The 22,490-nt window shown below is 70.1% G+C and carries 19 protein-coding genes; 16 read left to right on the forward strand and 3 right to left on the reverse strand.

What is annotated here, in order from left to right; translation table 11 throughout:
• Positions 1 to 73 precede the first annotated feature (73 nt).
• Entirely contained in the window at positions 74 to 1,030 is a 957-nt protein-coding gene (locus J5X86_RS32815) for a hypothetical protein (protein ID WP_208520344.1), read from the reverse strand.
• Between the two features lie 298 nt (positions 1,031 to 1,328).
• On the opposite strand from J5X86_RS32815, the gene J5X86_RS32820 reads away from it, so the two are divergent.
• From J5X86_RS32820 to J5X86_RS32865, 10 genes are all read left to right on the forward strand, one after another.
• Entirely contained in the window at positions 1,329 to 3,500 is a 2,172-nt protein-coding gene (locus J5X86_RS32820; protein WP_208520345.1) for a HAMP domain-containing protein, read from the forward strand.
• Between the two features lie 10 nt (positions 3,501 to 3,510).
• Positions 3,511 to 5,043 (forward strand): poly-gamma-glutamate synthase PgsB, encoded by a 1,533-nt coding sequence (gene pgsB, locus J5X86_RS32825; protein WP_208520346.1) that lies wholly within the window; start codon positions 3,511 to 3,513, stop codon positions 5,041 to 5,043.
• A complete protein-coding gene (locus J5X86_RS32830; RefSeq protein WP_014056460.1) occupies positions 5,040 to 5,522 on the forward strand; it encodes a poly-gamma-glutamate biosynthesis protein PgsC/CapC in 483 nt (160 codons plus the stop codon). The genes pgsB and J5X86_RS32830 overlap by 4 nt, the downstream gene beginning before the upstream one ends.
• Before the next feature lie 21 nt (positions 5,523 to 5,543).
• Positions 5,544 to 6,605: an NlpC/P60 family protein gene (locus J5X86_RS32835; RefSeq protein ID WP_208520347.1), complete on the forward strand. Its 1,062-nt coding sequence runs from the start codon at positions 5,544 to 5,546 to the stop codon at positions 6,603 to 6,605.
• 114 nt (positions 6,606 to 6,719) lie between these two features.
• Entirely contained in the window at positions 6,720 to 7,157 is a 438-nt protein-coding gene (locus tag J5X86_RS32840) for a Fur family transcriptional regulator (protein ID WP_208520348.1), read from the forward strand.
• Positions 7,158 to 7,190: 33 nt separating this feature from the next.
• Positions 7,191 to 9,419: a catalase/peroxidase HPI gene (gene katG, locus J5X86_RS32845; RefSeq protein ID WP_208520349.1), complete on the forward strand. Its 2,229-nt coding sequence runs from the start codon at positions 7,191 to 7,193 to the stop codon at positions 9,417 to 9,419.
• A gap of 219 nt (positions 9,420 to 9,638) precedes the next feature.
• On the forward strand, positions 9,639 to 10,049 hold the full coding sequence (locus tag J5X86_RS32850; protein WP_208520350.1) for a Tat pathway signal sequence domain protein: 411 nt from the start codon (positions 9,639 to 9,641) through the stop codon (positions 10,047 to 10,049).
• Positions 10,046 to 10,660, forward strand: a complete 615-nt coding sequence (locus J5X86_RS32855; RefSeq protein ID WP_208520351.1) for a class F sortase — start codon at positions 10,046 to 10,048, stop codon at positions 10,658 to 10,660. The genes J5X86_RS32850 and J5X86_RS32855 overlap by 4 nt, the downstream gene beginning before the upstream one ends.
• 85 nt (positions 10,661 to 10,745) lie before the next feature.
• Positions 10,746 to 11,237 carry an RNA polymerase sigma factor gene (locus J5X86_RS32860; protein ID WP_014056466.1) on the forward strand — a complete coding sequence of 164 codons (492 nt, stop codon included), beginning with the start codon at positions 10,746 to 10,748 and terminating at the stop codon, positions 11,235 to 11,237.
• Positions 11,221 to 11,739 carry a hypothetical protein gene (locus tag J5X86_RS32865; protein WP_208520352.1) on the forward strand — a complete coding sequence of 173 codons (519 nt, stop codon included), beginning with the start codon at positions 11,221 to 11,223 and terminating at the stop codon, positions 11,737 to 11,739. Before J5X86_RS32860 ends, J5X86_RS32865 begins: the two co-directional genes overlap by 17 nt.
• A gap of 51 nt (positions 11,740 to 11,790) precedes the next feature.
• Here J5X86_RS32865 and J5X86_RS32870 read toward each other — a convergent pair whose 3' ends face one another.
• Both J5X86_RS32870 and J5X86_RS32875 read right to left on the reverse strand, forming a co-directional pair.
• Entirely contained in the window at positions 11,791 to 13,386 is a 1,596-nt protein-coding gene (locus tag J5X86_RS32870) for a cation acetate symporter (RefSeq protein ID WP_078639624.1), read from the reverse strand.
• A complete protein-coding gene (locus J5X86_RS32875; protein WP_208520353.1) occupies positions 13,383 to 13,778 on the reverse strand; it encodes a DUF485 domain-containing protein in 396 nt (131 codons plus the stop codon). The genes J5X86_RS32870 and J5X86_RS32875 overlap by 4 nt, the downstream gene beginning before the upstream one ends.
• A 537-nt stretch (positions 13,779 to 14,315) precedes the next feature.
• Between J5X86_RS32875 and J5X86_RS32880 the strand changes: the two genes are divergently transcribed.
• The 6 genes from J5X86_RS32880 (at position 14,316) to J5X86_RS32905 (ending at position 22,489) form a co-directional block, all read left to right on the forward strand.
• The gene (locus J5X86_RS32880) at positions 14,316 to 15,701 is read left to right on the forward strand and encodes an OFA family MFS transporter (RefSeq protein ID WP_208520354.1); all 1,386 of its coding nucleotides are present in this window, start codon (positions 14,316 to 14,318) and stop codon (positions 15,699 to 15,701) included.
• A 292-nt stretch (positions 15,702 to 15,993) separates the two neighbouring features.
• Positions 15,994 to 18,837 (forward strand): nitrate- and nitrite sensing domain-containing protein, encoded by a 2,844-nt coding sequence (locus J5X86_RS32885; RefSeq protein WP_208520355.1) that lies wholly within the window; start codon positions 15,994 to 15,996, stop codon positions 18,835 to 18,837.
• A 30-nt stretch (positions 18,838 to 18,867) separates the two neighbouring features.
• A complete protein-coding gene (locus J5X86_RS32890; RefSeq protein ID WP_078639620.1) occupies positions 18,868 to 19,317 on the forward strand; it encodes a roadblock/LC7 domain-containing protein in 450 nt (149 codons plus the stop codon).
• A 16-nt stretch (positions 19,318 to 19,333) separates the two neighbouring features.
• Complete coding sequence (locus tag J5X86_RS32895) at positions 19,334 to 19,945, forward strand: DUF742 domain-containing protein (protein WP_208520356.1); 612 nt, start codon at positions 19,334 to 19,336, stop codon at positions 19,943 to 19,945.
• A gap of 304 nt (positions 19,946 to 20,249) precedes the next feature.
• Complete coding sequence (locus tag J5X86_RS32900) at positions 20,250 to 21,089, forward strand: endo alpha-1,4 polygalactosaminidase (protein WP_208520357.1); 840 nt, start codon at positions 20,250 to 20,252, stop codon at positions 21,087 to 21,089.
• 71 nt (positions 21,090 to 21,160) lie between these two features.
• Positions 21,161 to 22,489: an ABC transporter substrate-binding protein gene (locus tag J5X86_RS32905; protein ID WP_208520358.1), complete on the forward strand. Its 1,329-nt coding sequence runs from the start codon at positions 21,161 to 21,163 to the stop codon at positions 22,487 to 22,489.
• Position 22,490 lies beyond the last annotated feature (1 nt).

Genomic DNA, 22,490 nt, shown 5'->3' on the forward strand with positions numbered 1-22,490 from the left:
TCGGAGCCGTGGCCGCGGGCCAGAGCTGGGCCGCGGGTCGGAGCCGGGGCCGCGAGCGAGAACCAGGCCGCGCTCAGCCGTCCTTCGCCCACCGCGCGGTCACCGTGCCGATGGCCGCCGCCGCATGCCGGATCCCCGTGTCGCTCGCGCGCACCGACCGCGCGAACTCGACATGCAGGAACGGCACCTGGTCGGCGGCGGCCCTGCGGCCCTGGACGTTGTCGCGGCCCTCCAGGGGGCAGCTACGGACCCAGGCGCGGCAGACGGTGAAGTGCCGTGCGGTCAGGGCGGCCGCGAGGCGGCGGGCGTCCGCGCGGCCCGCCGAGCCCTTGCCGGTGGAGGCGACGGCGTCCCGGCCCGGCGCCGAGTCGTCGGCGAAACCGTGCACCTGGACACCGGGCAGACCGCGCCGGGCGAGCTCGTCGCAGACCGCGTCGAAGACGGAGTCCGTACGGTGGGCGGCGTCGGCCGCGTCGCCGTCCCCGGCTCTGCGGTGGGCGCCCGCGAGCACCAGGACGCCGCCGGGGGTGTCCAGGAGTACGCGCGCGCCGAGCCGTTCGGTGTCCGCGTCGGAGACCGGGTGCGGCACCTGGACCGACCAGCGGGCGGGTGCGGACAGGTCCACGTAGACGCGGCCCCAGCCGCGCGGGGCGGGTCCGTCCTCGGTGCGGTCGGACAGTTCGGCGTAGCGGCGGCCGGTGCCGGTGCCGGTGAGGGTACGGAGCCGGAAGCCGGCGTCGGCGAGCGGCGGGCGGGCGCGGTCCGGGTGTCCGTCGAGGACCAGGCCCACCGCGTCGGCGACGGCCCGGCGTTCGGCGCGGCGTGGCTCCCGGTAGCCGGAGTCGGGGCCCAGCCCGGCCGTGAAGTCGGTGATCCTGCGCTCCAGCGCGACCTCGGGGGCATCCGCACCGCCCGAGGCGGGACCCCCGCCCGATCGGCCGATCGTATACGCGCTCAATCCCGCCAGGAGCAGACCGAACGCGACCGTGACAGCCGCCGCCGTGATCGACTTCGCTCGTATCTCCGCCATGACCGTCTCATCGTAACGACCCCTTTTGCGGGGGCATATCGGGAGGATGCTGGCGAAGAATGACGTCCAGATGAACGACCGGCAAAGGGCGGAAGACCGTCGTTTGCCCGGACTTGGTCAATGACAAACACGTTTTCTCGCTTTTTCTTTACGATGTGCAACCCTTTGATCCGTCTGGCTGTCTGACGGTCCGGATCGCACTCGAGTGCGCTCTGTGTGGTGTGAGTTGCATGAGAGGAGCCCATCCGTGGCCGCTTCGCGCTCGAAGCGGCGGCACAAGGTCCGCCGAAGGGCCGACATGTCGCTTCTGGGAGGTATCCGGCCCCCCATAGCGGTGCTGTCGGTTCTGCTCCTCTCCCTCGCGGGAATCACCGCCCTCACCCTGGGCAAACCGGACAACGCCCTGGTCCCCAAGGCGGTCCTGACCTCACAGCAGTACGTCGCCGAAGACGGCGCCATCGCGCTGCGGGCGTCACTGGACGAGTCGGTCACCGATCTCACCAGCACCGCGACCCTCTTCAACGAGGGCCGGCCGGTCTCCGCCGACACCGTCCTGGACAAGGTCGGGAACGTCTACCAGAAGTGGCGCGGCACCGCCGTCATCGAGATCAAATCGGGCAAGATGCTCGCCGCCCGCGGCGAGAACGTCCCGCTGACCGCGATCGATCTCACCAAGCTCTCCCGCAGCGACGGGCTGGACCCGCGCATGGTGCGGCTGGAGAACGGCCAGACCCGGCTGATCATCGTCGCCCTGCTGTCCTGGAAGGGCCGGCCGCAGCAACTGCTCGTCGCCTCCAGCACCCTCAGCTTCCCCGGCGTCGACCTCGGCCCCGGCCGCGCCATCGGCGTCGTCGACTCCACCGGTCATCTGCTCTCCAGCCACGGCGCCCTGGACAGCGAGCGGGCGCGGAAGCAGCTCACCTCGTTCGCCAAGACCGCCGCGCGCAAGGGCCGGCAGCACCCCGTCAAGGCCAAGGAGCCCGGCGCGGGCGGCTACACCGGCGTCAGCGGCCACCTCACCGGGGGCGCCGCCAAGGAGGTCCGCACCGTCGGCGGCTACGCCACCCTCGCAGCCCCCCAGGCCGGTGGCGCCACCACCGCCAGCAGCCTCGGCCTGACCGTCGTCACCGAGGTCGACGTCTCCGCCAAGGTCTCCCAGATCACCCGCCCCGCCTTCGGTGTGGCCGCCGCCGGTGCCCTGCTGGTCATCGGCGGGCTCGCGGTGATCGTGCTGCTGGGCACCGTGCAGCGCCCGCTGATCCGGCTGTTCCTGGAGAGCCGCCGCCTCACCCGCGGCGACCTGGCCCGCCCGGTGAGCGTGCCGAGGGCCGGGGAGGCCGCCCGGGTGGGCGCCGCTCTGGAGCGGCTGCGCGGGCAACTCCAGGGCGAGCCCGCGGACGTCGAGGGCCCGGCCGTGCGCAAGGGTCTGGGCGCCCGCGCCCTGCTCGCCGTCTGCGCCGTGCTGCTGCTCGTCTGGTCGGTTCCGCTGATGCTGCTGCTCAACCGCGCCGACTCCGCCGTCAAAGTCCCGGTCCAGATCGTCCACGACCAGAACTCCCGCACCATCACCCTCAGCGACCGGGTCCGCCGCGCGCTCAACGAGGGCCACGCGGATCTGTCCGCGGTCGCCGCCCTGATCGGGGGCCGCACCACGCCCGAGGACATGAAGCAGGTGCTGGAGCGCACCATGCAGGACCACGACCGCTATGAGTCGGTGTACGTCCTCCGCGCCGACGGCGAGATCCTCGCGCGGGCCGGCCACTCCCCGCACCACGCGGACGGCAAGGGCCCCTCGAAGCAGGCCCTCGAGGTGACCGGCGAGGGCGGCAAGAAGCCCGTCGTCACCGCCACCGCCCAGGCACCCGGCCGGGGCGGCGCCGCCGTCGTCGGCGAGTTCCGCATCGAGTTCGTCAACGCGCTGCTGGGCCGCCAGGGCATGGGCGAGGTCCGCGTCGTGGACACCAAGGGCCGGGTCATCGGCGGCGACTCGGGTTACATCGCCTTCGAGAAGGCGCCCTCGCATCTGACCTCGCTGCTCGCCACCAAGCAGGCGCACGCCACCGTCCAGCGCGGCGGCACGGTGCGGGTCGCGGCCGTCGCGCCGTTCAGCGGCGGCGGCGCGGCCAAGTCGCTCCAGTGGTCCCTGGCGAGCTGGCAGCCCGCATCCAGCCTGGCGATCCCGGAGTACAGCCTGCAGAACCGGACCGTACTGGCCGGACTGCTGGGGCTGACCGCCGCGGCCGCCTGCCTGGGCTGGCTGCACATCGTCGTCGTACGGCCGCTGCGCGCCCTGGCCGGGCTGGCCGAGGCGCTCGCCGCCGGCGACCGCAAGACCGTGCTGTTCCCGCGCCACCACGACGAGGTCGGCGCCGTCGTCCGCAGTCTGGAGCTGATCCGGCAGCAGCTCCAGGAGCAGCCCCGCAAACGGGACGGCGGCAGCCGGACCCCCGCCGGAGTCGGAAGGAACTGAGGCCCTCACCGTGCTCTTCCTCTACACCGTGCTCGTGGTGTGCGAGGCCGTCCTGCTGATCGCCGGCATCGTCGAACAGCGGCGGCACCAGACCAACCTCGACATGATCCCCACCCGGGTCCTGGTCAACGGCATCCGCGGCAAGTCCTCCATCACCCGGCTGTGCGCGGGCGCCCTGCGCGGCGGCGGGCTGACCACCGTCGCCAAGACCACCGGTACGGCGGCCCGCTTCATCCACCCGGACGCCACCGAGGAACCCGTCTACCGGAAGTTCGGCATCGCCAACGTCGTCGAGCAGATCGGCATCGTGCGCCGCGCAGCCGCCTACAACCCGGAGGCGCTCGTCATCGAGTGCATGGCGGTCATGCCGGCGCTCCAGGAGATCAACCAGTCCAAGCTGATCCGCTCCACGATCGGCGTGCTGTGCAACGTCCGCGAGGACCACCTGGCCGAAATGGGCCCGACGCTGGATGACGTGGCGCGCTCCCTGTGCCGGTCCATGCCCGAGAACGGCATCTGCGTCACCGCCGAGCAGGACCGTTTCGACATCCTCCAGGAGGAGGCGGACGCCCGGAACTGCCAGTTGATCTACGCCGACCCCAAGACGGTCAGCGACGAGGAGCTGCGCGGCTTCAGCTGGTTCACCTTCAAGGAGAACGTGGCCATCGCGCTCACCGTCGCCGAGCTGGTGGGCGTCGACCGCGAGACCGCCCTCAAGGGCATGTACGACGCCCCGCCGGACCCCGGTGTCCTGTCCGTCGAGCGGTACGCCACCGAGGACGGCAAGAAGCTGCGCTTCGCCAACGTCTTCGCGGCCAACGACCCCGAGTCGACGCTGATGAACATCAACCAGCTCCTCGACCTCGGCGCCATCCACCGCCCGCTCAACGTCGTCATCAACTGCCGCCCCGACCGCGTCGAGCGCAATGGCCAGATGGGCGAGATCATCCCCGACCTCGACCCCGAGCAGGTCTTCGTCATCGGGCATCCGGCCAAGTCCGCCATCGACGCCATCCCGGCCGAGTACCGGGGCCGCGCGGTGGACCTCGGCGGCGACCGCCGGGACCCCGAGGAGTTCATGGCCGAGCTGCTCGGCCATCTCGGCCCCGACTGCTCCCTGGTAGCCATCGGCAACATCCACGGCCAGGGCGAGCTCCTCCTGGAACACCTCGCCGAGCTGCCGGCCGACGACAGCGCCGACGACAGCGCCGACGAGGTACCGGCGGCCCCGGCGGCGGACGAGCGCCATGTCGAGTACGTGGACACGATCCAGCTCTACGCGCCCCGCCTGGACCCCTACCAGCGGTACCCGGAGGCGTACGAGAGCCGGTACGCGCCCCAGGCGCACGTACCGCATCAGCGCACCTCCGAGCAGCCGTCCCCGCGGCAGTCCTACGGCCAGGACTCCAGGGAGCCCTGGCCCGCGGTGGTACCCACCCCCGAATCCCCGCAGCCCCGCGGCCTGTTCGAGCCGCGCGTCCCGCCCGCCCCGCCCGCCGACGACTCCCAGCAGGGGCAGAACCCAGGAGAGCAGCACCGTTGATCCCCGCCGTCCTCACCCCTGAGATCGCCGCCATCGGCATCGCGATCGGGCTGCTCTTCTCGCTGGTCTGCTATCTGACCACCAACCTCTCGCCCGGCGGCATGATCACCCCGGGCTGGCTGGCGCTGACCCTCGTCGAGGATCTGCAGCGGGCCGCCATGGTGGTCGGCGTGACCGTGCTCACCTACGTGGGCACGCTGCTGATGCAGAAGTTCGTGATCCTCTACGGCAAGCGGCTGTTCGCCGCGGTCGTGCTGCTCGGTGTGACGCTCCAGGCGACCGTGATGATCATCCTGTCGCTGGAGTTCCCGCTGATGTACGCGAACCAGACGCTCGGCTTCATCGTCCCCGGACTGATCGCCTACCAGTTGGTCCGCCAGCCCCGGGGGGCCACCCTGCTGTCCACCGGGTCGGTGACGCTGATGGCCTATGTCGTCCTCACCGCCGGAATCCTCCTCGGCGTCATGCCGTCCGCCTGACCCACGACCGGAGCCGATCCCATGCCACCCAAGAAGAAACGCCCCGTCCTGCACGCCGCCACCGTGCTCGCGCTGCTCGGCGCCAGCGGCTATCTGACCGTGGAGCTCAGAAAGGACGAGCAGGCCAAGACGCCCGCCACACAGGCGGTCATCGACGAGCCGAACCTGGAAGGCGGCACCGGCCGGCCGGGCGGCAAGCAGACCTGGGAGCGGCTGAAGAACCCCGAGCGCACCATCCTGCGCGGCGAGAACGGCCAGATCCTCGCCACCTTCACCGACCGCGCCCGCACCGCCACCCTGCGTGGCCCATCCCGCACCTTCAGCGAGCCCGCGAACACCAAATCCAAGGTGATCACCGAGGACTGGGTGCGGCTGATGCCGGAGGCATGGACCGCGGGCGCCGAGAAGGAGCAGTGGTTCAAGAGCTGGTTCAAGGAGAACTACGGCAGCGAGAAGGAGGACCTCTTCGCGATCGCCTTCCAGTATGTGCAGGGCGCGCCGGTCAAGAAGGACGCCCAGGGCATCCCGTACGCGGGCGACGCGGTCTTCGGACCGTTCAAGCCGGACGGCGTGGACCGTCTGGAGCAGAACGACTTCTACGACTACCTCGGCATCTCCTACACCTTCCGCAGCGGCACCACGCTGGCCCCGCGGCAGGACCGCTATCGGGCGCTGGACTGCTCCGGCTTCATCCGCATGGTGATGGGCTACCGTGCCCGCTTCCCCCTGATGGCGACCAACGCCCTCGGTGACGGCCTGCCGCGCACCGCCGACGGCATGGCCCGCTCCAAGACCGGCGTCGACGTCATCAAGATGCAGGGCCCCGCCCCCTGGTACACCCGGCCCACCAACATCGACGTTCTGCAACCCGGTGACCTGCTGTTCTTCAAGATGGATCACCGCACCGGCAACCATATGGACCATGTCGCGTTGTACCTGGGGCTGGACACCGACGGCCACCGGGTCTTCGTCTCCAGCCGCAAGGAGCAGAACGGCCCCACCATCGGCGACAACGGCGGTGTCTCCCGTATCGACGGCAACGGCTTCTACGCCGGGCTCTTCCGTAGCGCCAAGCGCCTCTGAGGGCTCGCGAGGAGAAAGCACCCGAAAATCGGGCAAAACTTTTCCGCGTTGCGGCAGACTTTAACGCCTCGTTTCCTTGTAGCGTTCGTGTTTATGCGGGTAGGTTCTAGCGGCATGACCGCATCCCAGACTCCGACCCCTGCCGAGGAGCTGCGCGGTGCCGGCCTGAGGGTGACGGCCGCCCGTGTCGCGCTGCTCGAAACCGTCCGGGACGGCGACCACCTCGGCGTCGAGGCGATCGCCTCCGGGGTACGCGATCGCGTCGGCCACATCTCCCTTCAGGCCGTGTACGAGGCCCTTCACGCGATGACCGCGGCGGGCCTCGTACGCCGCATCGAACCGGCCGGTAACCCCGTCCGGTTCGAAGGACGCGTCGGCGACAACCACCACCACGTCGTGTGCCGGTCGTGTGGTGCCGTCGCCGATGTCGACTGTGCCGCCGGTGAGGCGCCCTGCCTGACCGCGTCCGACGACCACGGCTTCTCGATCGACGAGGCCGAGGTCATCTACTGGGGCCTGTGCTCCGACTGTTCCACCGCCACGAGTTCCTGAGCACCATGATCCGCCCAGCTTGGAAGGATTCCCATGTCCGAGAACCATGAGGCAATCGTCACAGACGCGAAGACGGAGGAGGCGGGGGGCTGCCCGGTCGCGCACGAGCGCGCTCCGCATCCGACTCAGGGGGGCGGCAACCGTCAGTGGTGGCCGGAGCGGCTCAATCTTAAGATCCTGGCCAAGAACCCCGCAGTGGCGAACCCCCTGGACGAAGGGTTCGACTACGCGGAGGCATTCCAGGGGCTCGACCTCGCGGCGGTCAAGCAGGACATCGCCGAGGTGCTGACGACCTCGCAGGACTGGTGGCCGGCCGACTTCGGCCACTACGGCCCGTTCATGATCCGTATGGCGTGGCACAGCGCGGGCACCTACCGGATCAGTGACGGCCGTGGTGGCGCGGGCGCCGGTCAGCAGCGCTTCGCCCCGCTCAACAGCTGGCCGGACAACGGCAACCTGGACAAGGCGCGCCGTCTGCTGTGGCCGGTGAAGAAGAAGTACGGGCAGGCCTTGTCCTGGGCCGACCTGATGATCCTCACCGGCAATGTCGCCCTGGAGTCGATGGGCTTCACCACCTTCGGCTTCGGCGGCGGGCGCGAGGACGTCTGGGAGTCCGAGGAGGATGTGTACTGGGGCCCGGAGAGCACCTGGCTCGGGGACGAGCGCTACACCGGTGACCGGGAGCTGGAGAACCCGCTCGGCGCCGTGCAGATGGGTCTGATCTACGTCAACCCGGAGGGCCCGAACGGAAACCCGGACCCGATCGCGGCGGCCCGCGACATCCGTGAGACCTTCCGCCGGATGGCGATGAACGACGAGGAGACCGTCGCGCTGATCGCGGGCGGCCACACCTTCGGCAAGACCCACGGCGCGGGCCCGGCCGACCACGTCGGCGCGGACCCCGAGGCCGCCTCCATCGAGGAGCAGGGCCTGGGCTGGCGGAACACCTACGGCACCGGCAAGGGCGCGGACGCCATCACCTCCGGCCTGGAGGTCACCTGGACCACCACGCCCACCCAGTGGAGCAACAACTTCTTCGAGAACCTCTTCGGCTACGAGTGGGAGCTGACCAAGAGCCCGGCCGGCGCCCACCAGTGGCGGCCGAAGGAGGGCGCGGGCGAGGGCACGGTGCCGCACGCCCACGACTCCGCGAAGAAGATCGCCCCGAACATGCTCACCACCGACCTGGCGCTGCGCTTCGACCCGGTCTACGAGCCGATCTCCCGCCGGTTCTACGAGCACCCCGACCAGTTCGCGGACGCCTTCGCCCGCGCCTGGTTCAAGCTGACCCACCGCGACATGGGCCCCAAGTCGCTGTACCTGGGCCCGGAGGTCCCGGCGGAGACCCTGCTGTGGCAGGACCCGCTGCCGGAGGCCGAGGGCCAGGTCATCGACGCCGCGGACATCACGGCCCTCAAGGCCAAGCTCCTCGACGCGGGCCTGAGCGTCGCCCAGCTTGTCTCCACGGCGTGGGCGTCGGCCTCGACCTACCGCGGCAGCGACAAGCGCGGCGGCGCCAACGGCGCGCGCATCCGCCTCGAGCCGCAGCGCGACTGGGAGGTCAACGAGCCCGGTGAGCTCGCCACCGTGCTGCGCGCCCTCGAGGGCGTTCAGCAGGAGTTCAACGCCGGTGCCGGTGCGAAGAAGGTGTCGCTGGCCGACCTGATCGTGCTCGGCGGTGCGGCCGCCGTGGAGAAGGCCGCCAAGGACGCCGGATACGACATCGAGGTGCCCTTCACCCCGGGCCGTGTCGACGCGACCGAGGAGCAGACCGACGCGGAGTCCTTCGTCGCGCTGGAGCCGACCTCCGACGGGTTCCGCAACTACGTCGGCAAGGGCAACCGGCTGCCGGCCGAGTACCTGCTGCTCGACCGGGCCAACCTGCTGACCCTGAGCGGTCCGGAGATGACGGCCCTCGTCGGTGGCCTGCGGGTGCTGGGCGCCAACTACCAGCAGTCGGCGGCCGGTGTCCTCACCGAGACGCCCGGAGTGCTGACCAACGACTTCTTCGTCAACCTGCTCGACATGGGCACGACGTGGAAGGCGACCTCGGAGGACCAGAGCACCTTCGAGGGCCGTGACGGCGCCACCGGTGCGGTCAAGTGGACCGGTACCCGGGCCGACCTGGTCTTCGGCTCCAACTCCGAGCTGCGGGCGCTCGCCGAGGTCTACGCGAGCGATGACGCGAAGGAGAAGTTCGTGAAGGACTTCGTCGCCGCCTGGGTCAAGGTCTCCAACCTCGACCGGTTCGACCTCGTCTGACACACCTGAGCACGACGTCCAGGCCGGCCCGCACGGGCCGGCCTGGACGTTTTTCGTCCGGCGTGCACTCCGGCGGTCAGCCCGAACTTCGGCCCGAACAGGACCGACCGACACACTTTGCCAGCTCTTTACAACGCGTCGCACCGCTGCCTCGTCTCTCCGCTCGATCCGTAACCCGCCCGCCGCATAGCGGGCGGACCGACGAAAGAGAGCGATTCCATGCGCCGCACTGTCCTCAGCGCGATGACACTCGCGTGTACCGCCGTCCTGGTGAGCACCGCGCCCGCGTTCGCCGACGAGAAGACTCCGGCCCCCCGCGACCCCTCGTCCGCCGCGGCCCCGGCCCAGAGCGCGGAACCCACCCGCGGCCCGGCCGCCAGCCCGGTCCCGAGCCAGCAGCGGACCCGGCCGGGCGCCGCCACCCCGGCCCCGAAGGAGGAGCCGACCAAGACGCGGGACCGCGGCCAGGTCGGCGTCATCCCGAGGGGCGCGCCGAACACCGGCGTGACGGCCGAGTCCTCCGGCTCCGACGCCGAGGGCCAACTGATCGGCGGGGGCGCCGCCGCGGCGCTCGTCGCGGGTGGCGCGGCGGTCTTCGTCGTCCGTCGCCGGCGGGCGACCGGGGCATGACCCCGTTCTCCAGGCGCGCGTTCACCACGGCGGCGATGGCCTCGCTGCTCGTGGGCTGCGGCGGCCACCCGGCCCGGCAGACCACGGCCGCACCAGGTTCCGGGAGGACCTCACCGCCTTCCCCGACCCCCGTGAAGGCGGCGCGTCCCCTGGGGCGTTCGGTCCCGGTCCGGCTGCTGATCCCGGCCATCGACGTCGACACCCCGGTCATGCGGCTGGGGCTGGCGCCGGACGGAAGTGTGCGGGTGCCGCCGGTCACGAAGCACGACCAGGCGGGCTGGTACCGGCACTCACCGACACCGGGACAGGTCGGCCCGTCGGTCATCCTCGGCCATGTCACGGTCGGCGACTACGGTGACGGGGTCTTCCGTCACCTCGCGCGGCTGCGCCGGGGCGACCGGGTCGTGGCGCGCCTGGAGAACGGCACGGCGGCGGCGTTCGCCATCACCGCCGTACGGACGGTGGCCAAGGCGGACTTCCCGGCGGACGACGTCTACGGGGACGTGGACCGTCCGGAGTTGCGGCTGATCACCTGTGGCGGCCCGCGCTCCGGCGACGGCTACCTCGACAACGTCATCGTCTTCGCCGCGCTGACCACCGCCGGCTCCTGACCCACCCCTGGATCCCGGGCCGACGGAACCTCCGCCGACGGCTCGGGGTCTTCCCCTCCGAGTGCCATCACGACCATGGAGTGCGTTGAAACGGTCCCGTGACAGGGCGGCGTCCGAGCTGTTCGCCGCCCTCTACCCACGCCTCGCCGGCTGGTGCCGCCGTCTCGTCGACGACGACGAGACGGCCCATGAGATCGCCTCCGAGGCATTCACCCGGCTCTGGGCCCGCTGGACGTCCGTGGAAGAGCCCCGTGGCTTCCTCTACGTCACCGCGGCCAATCTCGTCCGGGACCACTGGCGCAAGATGGAGCGCGAGCGCAAGGCCATGCGCCGGGCCACCTCCGAAGCCGCCCTCCGCCCCCACGCCGAACAGTCCGACCCGTCGGTACGCCTGCTCGTACAGTCGCTGCCGGAACGACTGCGCGTTCCGATCCTGCTGCACTACTACGCTGATATGCCGATCCGGGAGGTGTCCGTACTGACCGGGCGCAAGGAAGGAACCGTCAAGGCCGACCTCCACGCGGCCAGAGAACTGCTCCGCGTCCACCTGAGGAGAAGCCTTGACCCCACACTTTGACGACGGCCCGGAGCTGGAACCCGACGACCCCCTCGCGGTGATCCTGCGGCCCACCTCCGACTACCTCGGCCCGCCCCCCGGCCGCTACGAGGCGATCCGCCGCGCCGCGGCCCGGCGCCGGCTGCTGCGCACCGCGGCCGGGGTCGGCGTGTCCTGCGCCGTCGCCGCCCTCATCGCACTGCCGCTGCGTCTGACGGCGCCCGAGACACCCGCGCGCCCGACGGTGCCGCTCGCCCCGCCGCCCGCGACGGGCCGTACGGCGCCCCCGCTCCCGTCGCCGCCCGCCGGTCGTCCCTCGGTGTCGCCCACCCCGTCGGCGCCGTCCAAGGCCCCGGAGCAGCGCGCCACCCGCGGGCCCCGAGGCGAGACCGCCGGCCCCCGGGACAGCGGGGACGTCCCTCTCCGCGGGCGGTCGACGGCACCGAGCTCCTCGGCGCGGGCCGAACCGTCGGAGCGCCGGAGCGGCGCCCTCCCCACCCCCGGCGCCATCCGCCGGCCGTAGGCGGCCCCGAGCGGGGCCGCCCGGAGCGGTTGGTGCGGCTTACGGTGCGGCTTACACCTTCGAACCGATGCCGGTCAGCGACCGGACCTCCATCTCCGCCTGCTTCTTGGAGTCCGAGGAATCCTTGCTGAAGATCGTGCCGAGGAATCCGCAGAGGAAGGAGAGCGGAATCGACACCAGGCCGGGGTTGGTGAGGGGGAACCAGTGGAAGTCCATGCCCTTGATGATCGACGTGGAGCCGCCCGAGATCGCCGGCGAGAAGATGATGAGCACCAGGCCGGACCCCAGACCGCCGTAGATGCTCCACAGCGTCCCGGTCGTGTTGAACCGCTTCCAGAACAGCGTGTAGAGGATCGTCGGCAGATTGGCCGACGCGGCGAGCGCCAGGGCCAACGACACCAGGAAGGCCACGTTCTGGCCGTTGGTGACGATGCCGCCGAGGATGGCCATGAAACCGATCACGAGCGCCGTCAGCCGCGCGACCCGGATCTCCGAGCGCGGGTCGGCCTTGCCGTTGCGGATCACGTTGGCGTACACGTCATGGGCGAACGAGGCCGAGGCGGCCAGAGTCAGCCCGGCCACCACCGCGAGGATCGTCGCGAAGGCCACCGCGGAGACGACGCCCAGCAGCATCGCGCCGCCGATCTCGAAGGCGAGCAGGGGAGCGGCGGAGTTCTCGCCGCCCGGGGCGTTGACGATCCGGTCCGAGCCGACCAGCGCGGTGGCGCCGTATCCGACGATCAGGATCGACAGGTAGAAGATGAACATCGACCAGGAGCACCAGACCACCGAACGCCGGGCCTCCTTGGCGTCGGGCACGGTGTAGAAGCGCATCAGCACATGCGGCAGGCTGGAGATGCCGAGAACCAGTGACAGGGACAGCGAGACGAAGTCGAGCTTGGTCATCGCGTTCTCGCCGTACCAGCCACCGGGGTTGAGCAGATCGGCGCCCAGCGAGCTGTTCTGCGCCGCCTGGTCGAGGATCGCCGAGAAGCTGAACCCGAACTTGCCGAGCAGGAACACGCTCATGAAGGTCACGCAGATCAGGAGCAGGCCCGCCTTGATGATCTGCACCCAGGTCGTGCCCTTCATGCCGCCCACCAGGACGTAGAAGACCATGACGAGGCCGACACCGGTGATGATGAGGGCCTGCCCGCCCTTGCTGTGCACATTGAGCAGCAGGGCGATCAGACCACCCGCACCGGCCATCTGGGCGAGCATGTAGAAGAACGTGATGACCAGGGTGGAGTTGGCCGCCGCCGCGCGCACCGGGCGCTGCTTCATGCGGTAGGCCATCACATCGCCGACCGTGAACCGCCCGGTGTTGCGCAGCCGCTCCCCGACGAGCAGGAGGGCGACCAGCCACGCCACGAGCCACCCCACGGAGTAGAGGAACCCGTCGTAGCCGTGGACGGCGATCGCCCCCGAGATGCCGAGGAACGAGGCCGCGGAGAGGAAGTCGCCGGACAGGGCGATACCGTTCTGGACGCCGGTGAAGGCGCTGCCCGCGGCGTAGTAGTCCGAGGTCGTCGAATTTCTGTTGGTGGCCTTGTAGACGACGAACAGCGTGATGAGGACGAAAGCGAAGAAGACGCTCAGGTTGATTATCGGGCTGCCGGTCGTGCGGGCTGCGATCTGCAATGTCATTCCTTGCCGACTCCCGCCAGCTCGTGGATCGTGTCCACCTGCGGGTCAAGTTTCTTGCGCGCGAAGCGCCGGTACGTCAGGACGATCGCCATCGTCGATACGAACTGCAGCAGGCCGAAGACGGTGCCGGTGTTGACCGCGCCGAACAGCTTGCGGCTCATGAACTCGTGGTCATAGGCCGAGAAGAGCACGAAGGTCATGTACCAGCACAAGAAGAAGGCGCTCATCGGGAAGATGAACCAGAGCAGTCTCTTGCGGAGAAGTTTGAACTCCGGGCTCTGCTGAATCGCTTCGAAATCGGGCTCCCCGATGTCTTCACCGCGATCGGCGAACCCCGTTCCGGTGGCCCGCTCGGATGGCAAGGAAGCGGGCGGTCGCACCGATTTATTCATGGTCTTCTCCGGGGTGTTTCTGACGAGGCGTCGGTTCGGAGCGCCCGCGCTCGAGCGGCAGGGGGAGGGGCGACCGGCGGGCCCTTGACGCCGCAAGTGTAGTGAGGCGCCGGACACAGTCAACGCCGCCCCCGGCTCTCACCGGTGCAGGTGGGCGGGTGTCATGGTAAGCATCGGGCGTCGGCGCCCTCGCGAATATGGCGGGAGTGGTCGCTGAACCAATACTTTGTCTCTCCTTCCCGTGTTGTCCATTTTGACTTGGTGTCAGGTTGACGATGGCCGCTGAGGGTTGCGTCTTGAGGACATTTCGGGACCCGGCGTTGTGTCCCAAGTGTCGCCACTGGTAGAACCTCACCTCGGGTAGAACGTCCCATCGTGCGTGAGCATGAGTGCTGTGAGCGTGCCGCTGTGCAGTGAGTCTGCCACTGGCATATGACGGCAGCCCTGTGCTGGCCACTGCCTCCCCCGAGGTGTTTGGATAGGTTGAGGAATGCAGTCTGCGGGGGTGCTCTCAAGAAGCCGGAGGTAGGTTGATCTGTGGGTTTCCTCGATCGCTCTCGCATCATCGCAGGGGCGGGATGGAATCGTTGGCTGATTCCACCGGCGGCGCTTGCGATCCACTTCTCCATCGGCCAGGCGTACGCCTGGAGCGTCTTTAAGATACCTCTGGAAGATTCCCTAGACATCTCGGGGACGGCTAGCGCCCTCCCCTTCCAGATCGGCATTCTGGTGCTCGGGCTCTCTGCCGCGTTCGGGGGAACGCTGGTCGAGAGAAAAGGTCCGCGCTGGGCCATGTTCGTCTCGCTCGTGGCCTTCTCCACCGGCTTCCTGGTCGCCGCCCTCGGCGTCGCCACGCGCAATTACTGGCTGGTCGTTCTCGGGTACGGCGGCATCGGCGGGGTCGGCCTCGGCATCGGCTATATCGCGCCGGTGTCCACCTTGATGAAGTGGTTCCCGGACCGGCCGGGTATGGCCACCGGTACGGCGATCATGGGGTTCGGCGGCGGCGCGCTGATCGCCTCGCCCTGGTCGACGGAGATGCTCAAGGCGTTCGGCAGCGACACCAGCGGCATCGCGAAGACCTTCCTGGTGCACGGCCTGGCCTACGCCGCCTTCATGTCGCTGGGCGTGGTGCTGGTGCGGGTGCCGCCCGAGGGCTGGCGGCCGGCCGGCTGGACGCCCCGCGACGACTCGGGCAAGCGGCTCGTCACCACCGCGAACGTATCGGCGAAGAACGCGGTGCGGACGCCCCAGTTCTGGCTGCTCTGGGTCGTGCTGTGCATGAACGTTACTGCTGGTATCGGGATCCTGGAGAAGGCCGCCCCGATGATCCAGGACTTCTTCCAGGACACGGCCAGTCCGGTGAGCGCGAGCGCCGCCACCGGCTTCGTCGCGCTGCTGTCCCTGGCCAACATGGCCGGTCGCTTCGTATGGTCCTCGGTCTCCGACGTGGTCGGCCGGAAGAACATCTACCGCCTGTACCTGGGCGCCGGTGCCCTGCTCTACCTCACGATCATGCTCGAAAAGGACAGCAGCACCGCGTTGTTCGTCGCCTCGACCATGGTGATCCTGTCGTTCTACGGCGGTGGATTCGCCACCGTTCCGGCCTACCTCAAGGATCTGTTCGGCACCTACCAGGTCGGCGCGATCCACGGCCGGCTGCTGACCGCGTGGTCGGTCGCCGGAGTCGCCGGACCGCTCATCGTGGACTCCATCGCGGATTCCGCGCATGAGTCCGGGGACACCGGCCCGGCCCTCTACACCTTTTCGTTCACTCTCATGATGGGGCTCCTTGTCATCGGCTTCATCGCGAACGAGCTGGTGCGTCCGGTGAATCCGAAGTTCCATGAACCGGAGCCGGTCCAGGCGGAGTCGGCGCCCCCGGAGGAAACCCCCGACCCCCTTCCGGCAGAGAGGCGGTAAGCCGGTGACTGACGCAGACAGCCCTTCGCCGGACGTGGCCAAGACGGGTTCTCCCGTGGTCATGGTCGTGGCATGGCTGTGGGTAGCTGTGCCGTTTCTGTACGGTCTTTACCAACTGGCCGAGAAGAGCAGCAAGTTGTTCGAGTAAAGGCAGGCGCGCCGACGCATCGCCGAAAGCGATGTGCCGGCGCGCTGCCGGGCGTTCGACTTTCCCCATCCGGGGAAATTCCAGGAGAAACGGCATCGTGATACATCCCTGTGGGCAAGCCGGTCCGAGCGCGGAGCGCGCCTCATGACCCCGGGCAGGCATGCGGCCGCGCGCGATCGCTCACCGTCGTGGTGGGCCGGCGTCGTGGAATGGCGCAACTGGCGGCTGCCCGTGAAGCTGGGTGCCGTTCTGGTGGTGCCCGCCCTGCTCGCCGTCGCCTTGGGCGTCGTGCAGATCCAACGCGACGTCGAGCGCGCGAACACTTACGCGGACGTGCAGCGGCTGGTCAGACTGCGCGGTGGGCTGATGCCGTTGATCAGCGATCTGCAGATGGAACGGACGATGTCGGCCGAGCGGCTGAGAGACCGCGCGTCCGCCGATCCGGCCATGCTCCGGCAGCAGAACCAGCGCGTCGACCGCGCGCAGGCCGCCGTCACGCGCACCACCAGGCGGGCACAGGGTCTCGAAGGGGTTTCGGCGAACCGCTATCGCGACGCGTTCAAGCTGCTGGACGGGCTGCCCGCGCTGCGCAAGCAGGTGACGTCCACCGACATCGGCTCGTGGACCGCGGTGACCGAGTACAGCAAGATCATCAACAGTCTGCTCGACCTGGACCAGGCGCTGGGCAGCCGGTTCGGTGAACCTCAGCTCTCCGGACCGGCCACCGCGCTGTACGACCTGGAGCTGGTCCAGGAACAGGTCCACCTCCAGCACGTGATCGTCATGGACGCGCCCGACCCCGGCACGCTGAAGGACCCCAAGCTCATCAGGGCGCTCCAGGAGTCCGACATCCGCCTGCGGGACAAGCTGGGCGACTTCCGGGCCGTGGCCACCGCGGGGGACCAGCGCGCCTACCAGCGGACGGTCACCGGCCCGGAGGTCGAGCGGCGCACCCGGCTGCTGGATACCGTGCTGTCCCAGGCGGGTTCGCAGAGCTCCGGACAGAACGCCGCCGATGCCGCGCCGTTCTCCGTCCGCGACTGGAACCGCAGTTCGGAGGCGACCGGAACCCTCATCAACACGGTGGAGAAGCGGCTTGCCGACCGGCTCCGCGTGACCTCCGCCAAGCTGCAGGACGAGACGAGCGACCGGGCCGGTGCGGAGTCCGTGCTGCTCTTCGCCGTGCTCCTGCTCGCCTTCGCCATCGGTATCGCCATCGCCCGGCATCTGCTGCGGTCGCTGACCGTGCTGCGCTCCACCGCGCTCGACGTGGCCGAACGGCGGCTCCCCGAAGCGGTGTCGAGCATCCGCGAGGGCGAGATGGCGACCACGTCGATCAGCGCCGTGCCGGTCCACACCACCGAGGAGTTCGGGCAGCTCGCGAGGGCGTTCGACGCGGTGCACGGGCAGGCCGTCCGTCTGGCCGCCGAGCAGGCCGCGCTCCGCGGCGACCTGCGGGACACCCTGGTCAACCTCTCCCGGCGCAGCCAGAGCCTGGTGGACCGGCTGCTGCGCCTGATGGAACAGCTCGAACTGCACGAAGAGGACCCGGACCAGCTGGCCAGCTTCTTCAAGCTGGACCACCTGGCGACCCGGATGCGGCGCAACAACGAGAACCTGATGGTCCTGTGCGGCAGCACCCCGGTCCGCCCCTCCGAGCAGCGCGTGCCGCTCGACAATGTGCTGCGGGCCTCGGTCTCCGAGATCGAGCACTACCGGCGGGTGGTGGTGGAGCCCGTTCCCGCCGCCGAAGTGATCGGGTACGCTGCCGGTGACCTGGCGCGAATGATCGCTGAGCTGCTGGACAACGCCACCGCGTTCTCCCCGCCGGAGACCCAAGTGGTCGTCAGCAATACACTGCGCCTGGACGGTTCCGCACTGATCGAGGTCCGCGACGAGGGATTCGGGATGAGCGGCGCCGAATTGGCCAAGGCTCATCGGCGCGTAGCGGGGGACGTATCCGTGGAGGTACCTACGTCCCGGCAGATGGGCTTGACCGTCGTCGGCCGTCTGGCCCGTCGCCACGGCGTCACCGTGGAGCTGATCTCGGAGCGCGGCACCGGCGGTGGGCTGCGCGCGGGCGTGCTGGTCCCGGCCAGGCTGATGCTCGCGGACAAGCCCGCCCTCGAGGGCCGGGAGAGCTCCCTGCCCGTCCGGCGGAGCTCCGCCAGGACGGCCGAGCCGGTGGGCACACGCCGGGAGACCGGCGCGGCCCCGGCGGCGCCGCTGCCGCGCCGCGCGACCGATGGCGCCCGCTCGCTGCGCGCCGGGGATTCCCCGGCCGACTCCGGGGACACGGGCCGCTCCCTGCCGACCCGCTCCAGCGGCTCGCGGGCGTTCGTGGATGCCCCGCAGCCCGGCGGACTGCCGCGCCGGATACCTCCCGCCAAGGCCGGCGCCCCGGCCGGCGAGGACGCACCGGGGAAGGCCGCCGCCCTCGGGAACGGCAACGGCGAGGGGAACGGCAACGCCCCCGCGGACCGCCGTGCCGTACAGCGGCCGGGACAGCCCCCGCTGCCACCGCGGCGTTCACATCCGGCCGCCCGGGACGACGCCCCCTCGCCGTGGTTCGCCTCCACCGAGGCCGAGACGGCGCCGGCGGGCCCCCCGGTCGAGGAGCCGGCCGAGAGCCGTAAGCCGGCGGACCTCCCGGCGTCCGAGCTCCCCCGGCGGCCCGTCCCCGCCGCGCCCGCGTCCCCCGGCGAGAGCCGGCCGGATGCCGCCGACGACTCCGGCCAGATCGTCCACGAGCGGCCGGGCGCCGCGGACGCGGGCGGAGTCACGCAGGCCGGGCTGCCCCGGCGGGTGCCGCGCCAGGACCCGGGTACGGACCGGGCCAAGCCGCGCGCCGCCGAAGAGCGCCCCAAGCCGCGTGGAGCCGGGGACGAGGAATCCGCGCGGCGGAACGCCGGCCGCACCCATTCATTCCTCAGCAATTACCAGTCGGGCATCCGCCGGGGTCAGCCCGACGGACGCGACGAGACATAAGGTCTCAGCGAAGATGGACAGGAAGAACCAATGACCTCACCCCAGCTGCGGGAGGTGAGCCAGTTCGGATGGCTGGTCACCAATTTCACCGAGCGTGTGCCCAATGTGGCGCACGCCGTGGTGGTCTCGGCCGACGGGCTGTTGCTCACCGCGTCGGACGGGCTGGCGGCCGATCGGGCCGAGCAGGTCGCCACCATTGCCGCGGGGGCCATCAGCCTGATCCAGGGCGCCGCCCAGTGCCTGATGACCGGCGATGTGCGGTCCTCGGTCATCCAGATGGAGCTCGGGAACATGCTCCTGATGTCGATCGAGGACGGCTCGTGTCTCGTGGTGCTGGCGGCGCCGGACTGCGAGATCGGTCAGGTGGCCTACGAGATGACCGTACTGGTCGACCAGGTCGGCGAGATGCTGACCCCGGAGCTCCGCGCTGAGCTGCAGGAGCTGAACCTGCAGGGCGTGAAGCGGACATCAGCCCAATAGGCCGGACGGGGAGACGATGAGCACCGGTGAAGGCCCTTCCGGGCAGGGACCTGGGAGAGAACAGGGGGCGGAGGACGAGCAGACCTTCGCCGACGTGCTCAACGCCTTCAGCTTCGGCAAGGGGCGACGCGGGCGGAAGGCACCTCGGTCCGACGGGACGCCGGAGGCGCCCTCCCGCCGTGAGGGCGGGGACGGCCGGCCCGAGGAGCCCGGGGAATCCTTCCCGAGGGCGTCGTCGGAGCCTGAGGGGACGGCCGCCTGGGAGTCCGAGCACGACGAGAGCCAGGGCCCGGCCGCGCTCGTGCGCGCCTACTCATGGACGGGCGGCCGGACCAGGTCCCACCATCACTTCGAGGTCGAGACCCTGGTGACCACCACCGAGCTGGGTCACCGCTCCACCGACATCCTCCAGGCGGACCACCGCCCGGTGATCGCGCTGTGTCAGGAGCCGAGGTCGGTGGCCGAGGTGGCGGCCATGCTCCTGGTGCCGCTGGGGGTGGCCAAGGTGCTGCTCGGCGACATGGCGGAGCGCGGGCTGATCGTCGTCCACCGGACGGCCTCCGAGGAGGGCGCCGCGCCGGACCGCGCCCTGATGGAGAGAGTGCTGGTGGGACTTCGGCGGATCTAGTGTGTTCGGTGCGCGGGGACCGACGGGTTCCCGCGCATCGACATGCCCGCATCTGTACGTAATGTCCGCCGTGGAGCCCCTCCGCGCTGATCGCTTGTGCGTGTTCCAAGCCGACACTGAGCAGTTTCACGCTCTTGACGTGGCTCGCTCTGATCGGTTTACTCCCTGGCACGCCGATGTCGAATGCTCGGCGACAGAGGTACGCCCAGCCGGTATGCGGCCCGCCGCGAGTCCGGCCCGAGTCGCCAGGTCGCTGTCTGCGACCGAGGCGGGGCCGTGCCCACGGATCATGGAGCTCTCAGCGATGAGCCTGAACCGTTCGCGCATCCGTACCACTGTGGGCGCCGCCGTGGCATGCGCCGCGGCCGCCGCGGCCGGCGTTCTCGCCCCCGCCCCCGCCTCGGCCGCCTCGGCCGCCCTTCCGCCGGTCCACGCGGACTTCGACTACCAGATCGGCGGGGCGTACACCCCGCCGTCCGGGGTGCAGGTCGTCAGCCGCGACCACAGCGCCTCCCCGGCACCCGGTCTGTACAACATCTGTTACGTCAACGCCTTCCAGACGCAGAAGATCGGCCAGCCCGGCGGCCCCGCGGACTGGCCCTCCGACCTGCTGCTCAAGAACGACGACGGTGACGTCATCATCGACACGGACTGGGACGAGGCGATCCTCGACATCACCACCGAGAAGAAGCGGGAGGACATCGCGGAGAAGATCGACGCCCAGATCGACGAATGCGCCGCCAAGGGCTTCAACGCGCTGGAGCTGGACAACTTCGACACCTTCACCCGTGATGTCGTCGAGGGCAGGATCACCGAGGAGCACGCCCAGACCTACATCCGGATGCTGTCCGCCCACGGCCACGGCAAGGGCCTGGCGGTCGGTCAGAAGAACACCGTGGAGCTGGCCAGGAACCACGCGGCCAACGGCCTCGACTTCGCCATCGCCGAGGAATGCGGCAACCCCGAGTACAACGAGTGCGCCGACTACCTCGCGGAGTTCGGGAACAACGCCATCTTCATCGAGTACACGGACGCCGGGATGAAGAACGCCTGCGAGTACGGCGACCGGGTGAGCGTCGTCCAGCGCGACCGCGATGTCCTGCCCAAGGGCGAGGACGGTTACGTCCGCAAGACCTGCCCGTAGTCCTGGCCGGGGACGGTGTGGCCGCCGCGGACCGCGGCGGCCACGCATCCACCGAACATCTGGAGGCAGACATGGACGTGGTCCGCAGTGGCCGTGGCGGGCCCTCGCGCCGCGGCATCCTGCGCGGCGGAGGCGCGCTGGCCCTCACCGCGGCAGCGGGTACGGCGGTGGCGGGATGCGGGACCGGCCTCGGCGTGGACTCCGACGGAACCGTCCACATCGAGGTGTGGCACGGGCAGAACGGCCCCTCGCTGAAGGCGTTCAAACGGCTCGTGGCCGACTTCCACCGAAGCCACCCCGCCATCCGGGTCGACATCGGCGGCGGGGTGCTGGCGGACGACATGCTGCAGAAGGTGATGGCCGGTCTCGTCGCCCAGTCGCCACCCGACGTCGCCTACATCTTCGGCTCCGACCTGGCGAGTGTCGCCAGAAGTCCCCAGCTCGCGGACATGACGTCGGTCGTGGAATCCCAGCCGGTGCCCTGGAACCAGTACTGGCCGGCCGCCCGGGAGGGCGTCATGGTCGACGGTGTGGTCCGTGCGGTGCCCGCGGTGCTGGACTCGCTCGCCGTGGTGTGCAACAAGAAGCTCTTCCGCGAGGCCCGGCTGGAGCTGCCCGCACCGGGCTGGACCTGGCAGGACTTCACCGAGACGGCCCGGAAGCTGACCGACCGCGGCAAGGGCACGTTCGGCACCGGCTGGCCCGGCGCGGGCGACGAGGACACGGTGTGGCGGATGTGGCCCATGATCTGGGACCTGGGCGGCGAGGTCATCGCCAAGGGCAAGCGCGAGATCGGATTCACGGGCGAACCCGGCGTCCGCTCCCTGGATGTGCTCGCCGAACTCGCCAGGGACCGAAGCGTCTACGTCGACCCCAAGCCCGGCGGCGAGCAGATGTACCAGGCGTTCTCCACCGGCCGGCTGGGCATGGTCGCGACCGGTCCCTGGCAACTGCCCGACATCCGCCAGGCGAAGATCGACTATCACGTTGTCCCCCTGCCCGGCTTCCACGGCCGGTCGGTGACGATCTCCGGCCCCGACACCTGGAGCGTGTTCGACAACGGCTCCGCGCGGCTGACGGCCGCCCGTACGTTCATCGGCTGGCTCATGGAGCCCGAACAGGCGTATCTGTGGGACTCCGAGGCGGGCAGCCTGCCGCAGAGCCGGCCCGCCGAGCGCCGTCCGAAGTGGCGGAAGCACGCGGCCGAGGTGCCCGGTCTCCGGGTGTTCACCGAGGTGCTGGAGACCGCGCGGGTACGGCCCGTCGACCGCGCCTACCCCAAGATCTCCATGCCGTTCGGCGAGGCCATCACCGCCGTCCTGCTCGGGAAGAGCACACCGGCGAAGGCGCTGCGGCGGTGCGCGGACGAAGCCAACGCCGCCATGGCCAAGGTGCGTTGAG

The organism is Streptomyces sp. NEAU-YJ-81 (assembly GCF_017592595.1).
Taxonomy (GTDB): Bacteria; Actinomycetota; Actinomycetes; order Streptomycetales; family Streptomycetaceae; genus Streptomyces; species Streptomyces hygroscopicus_B.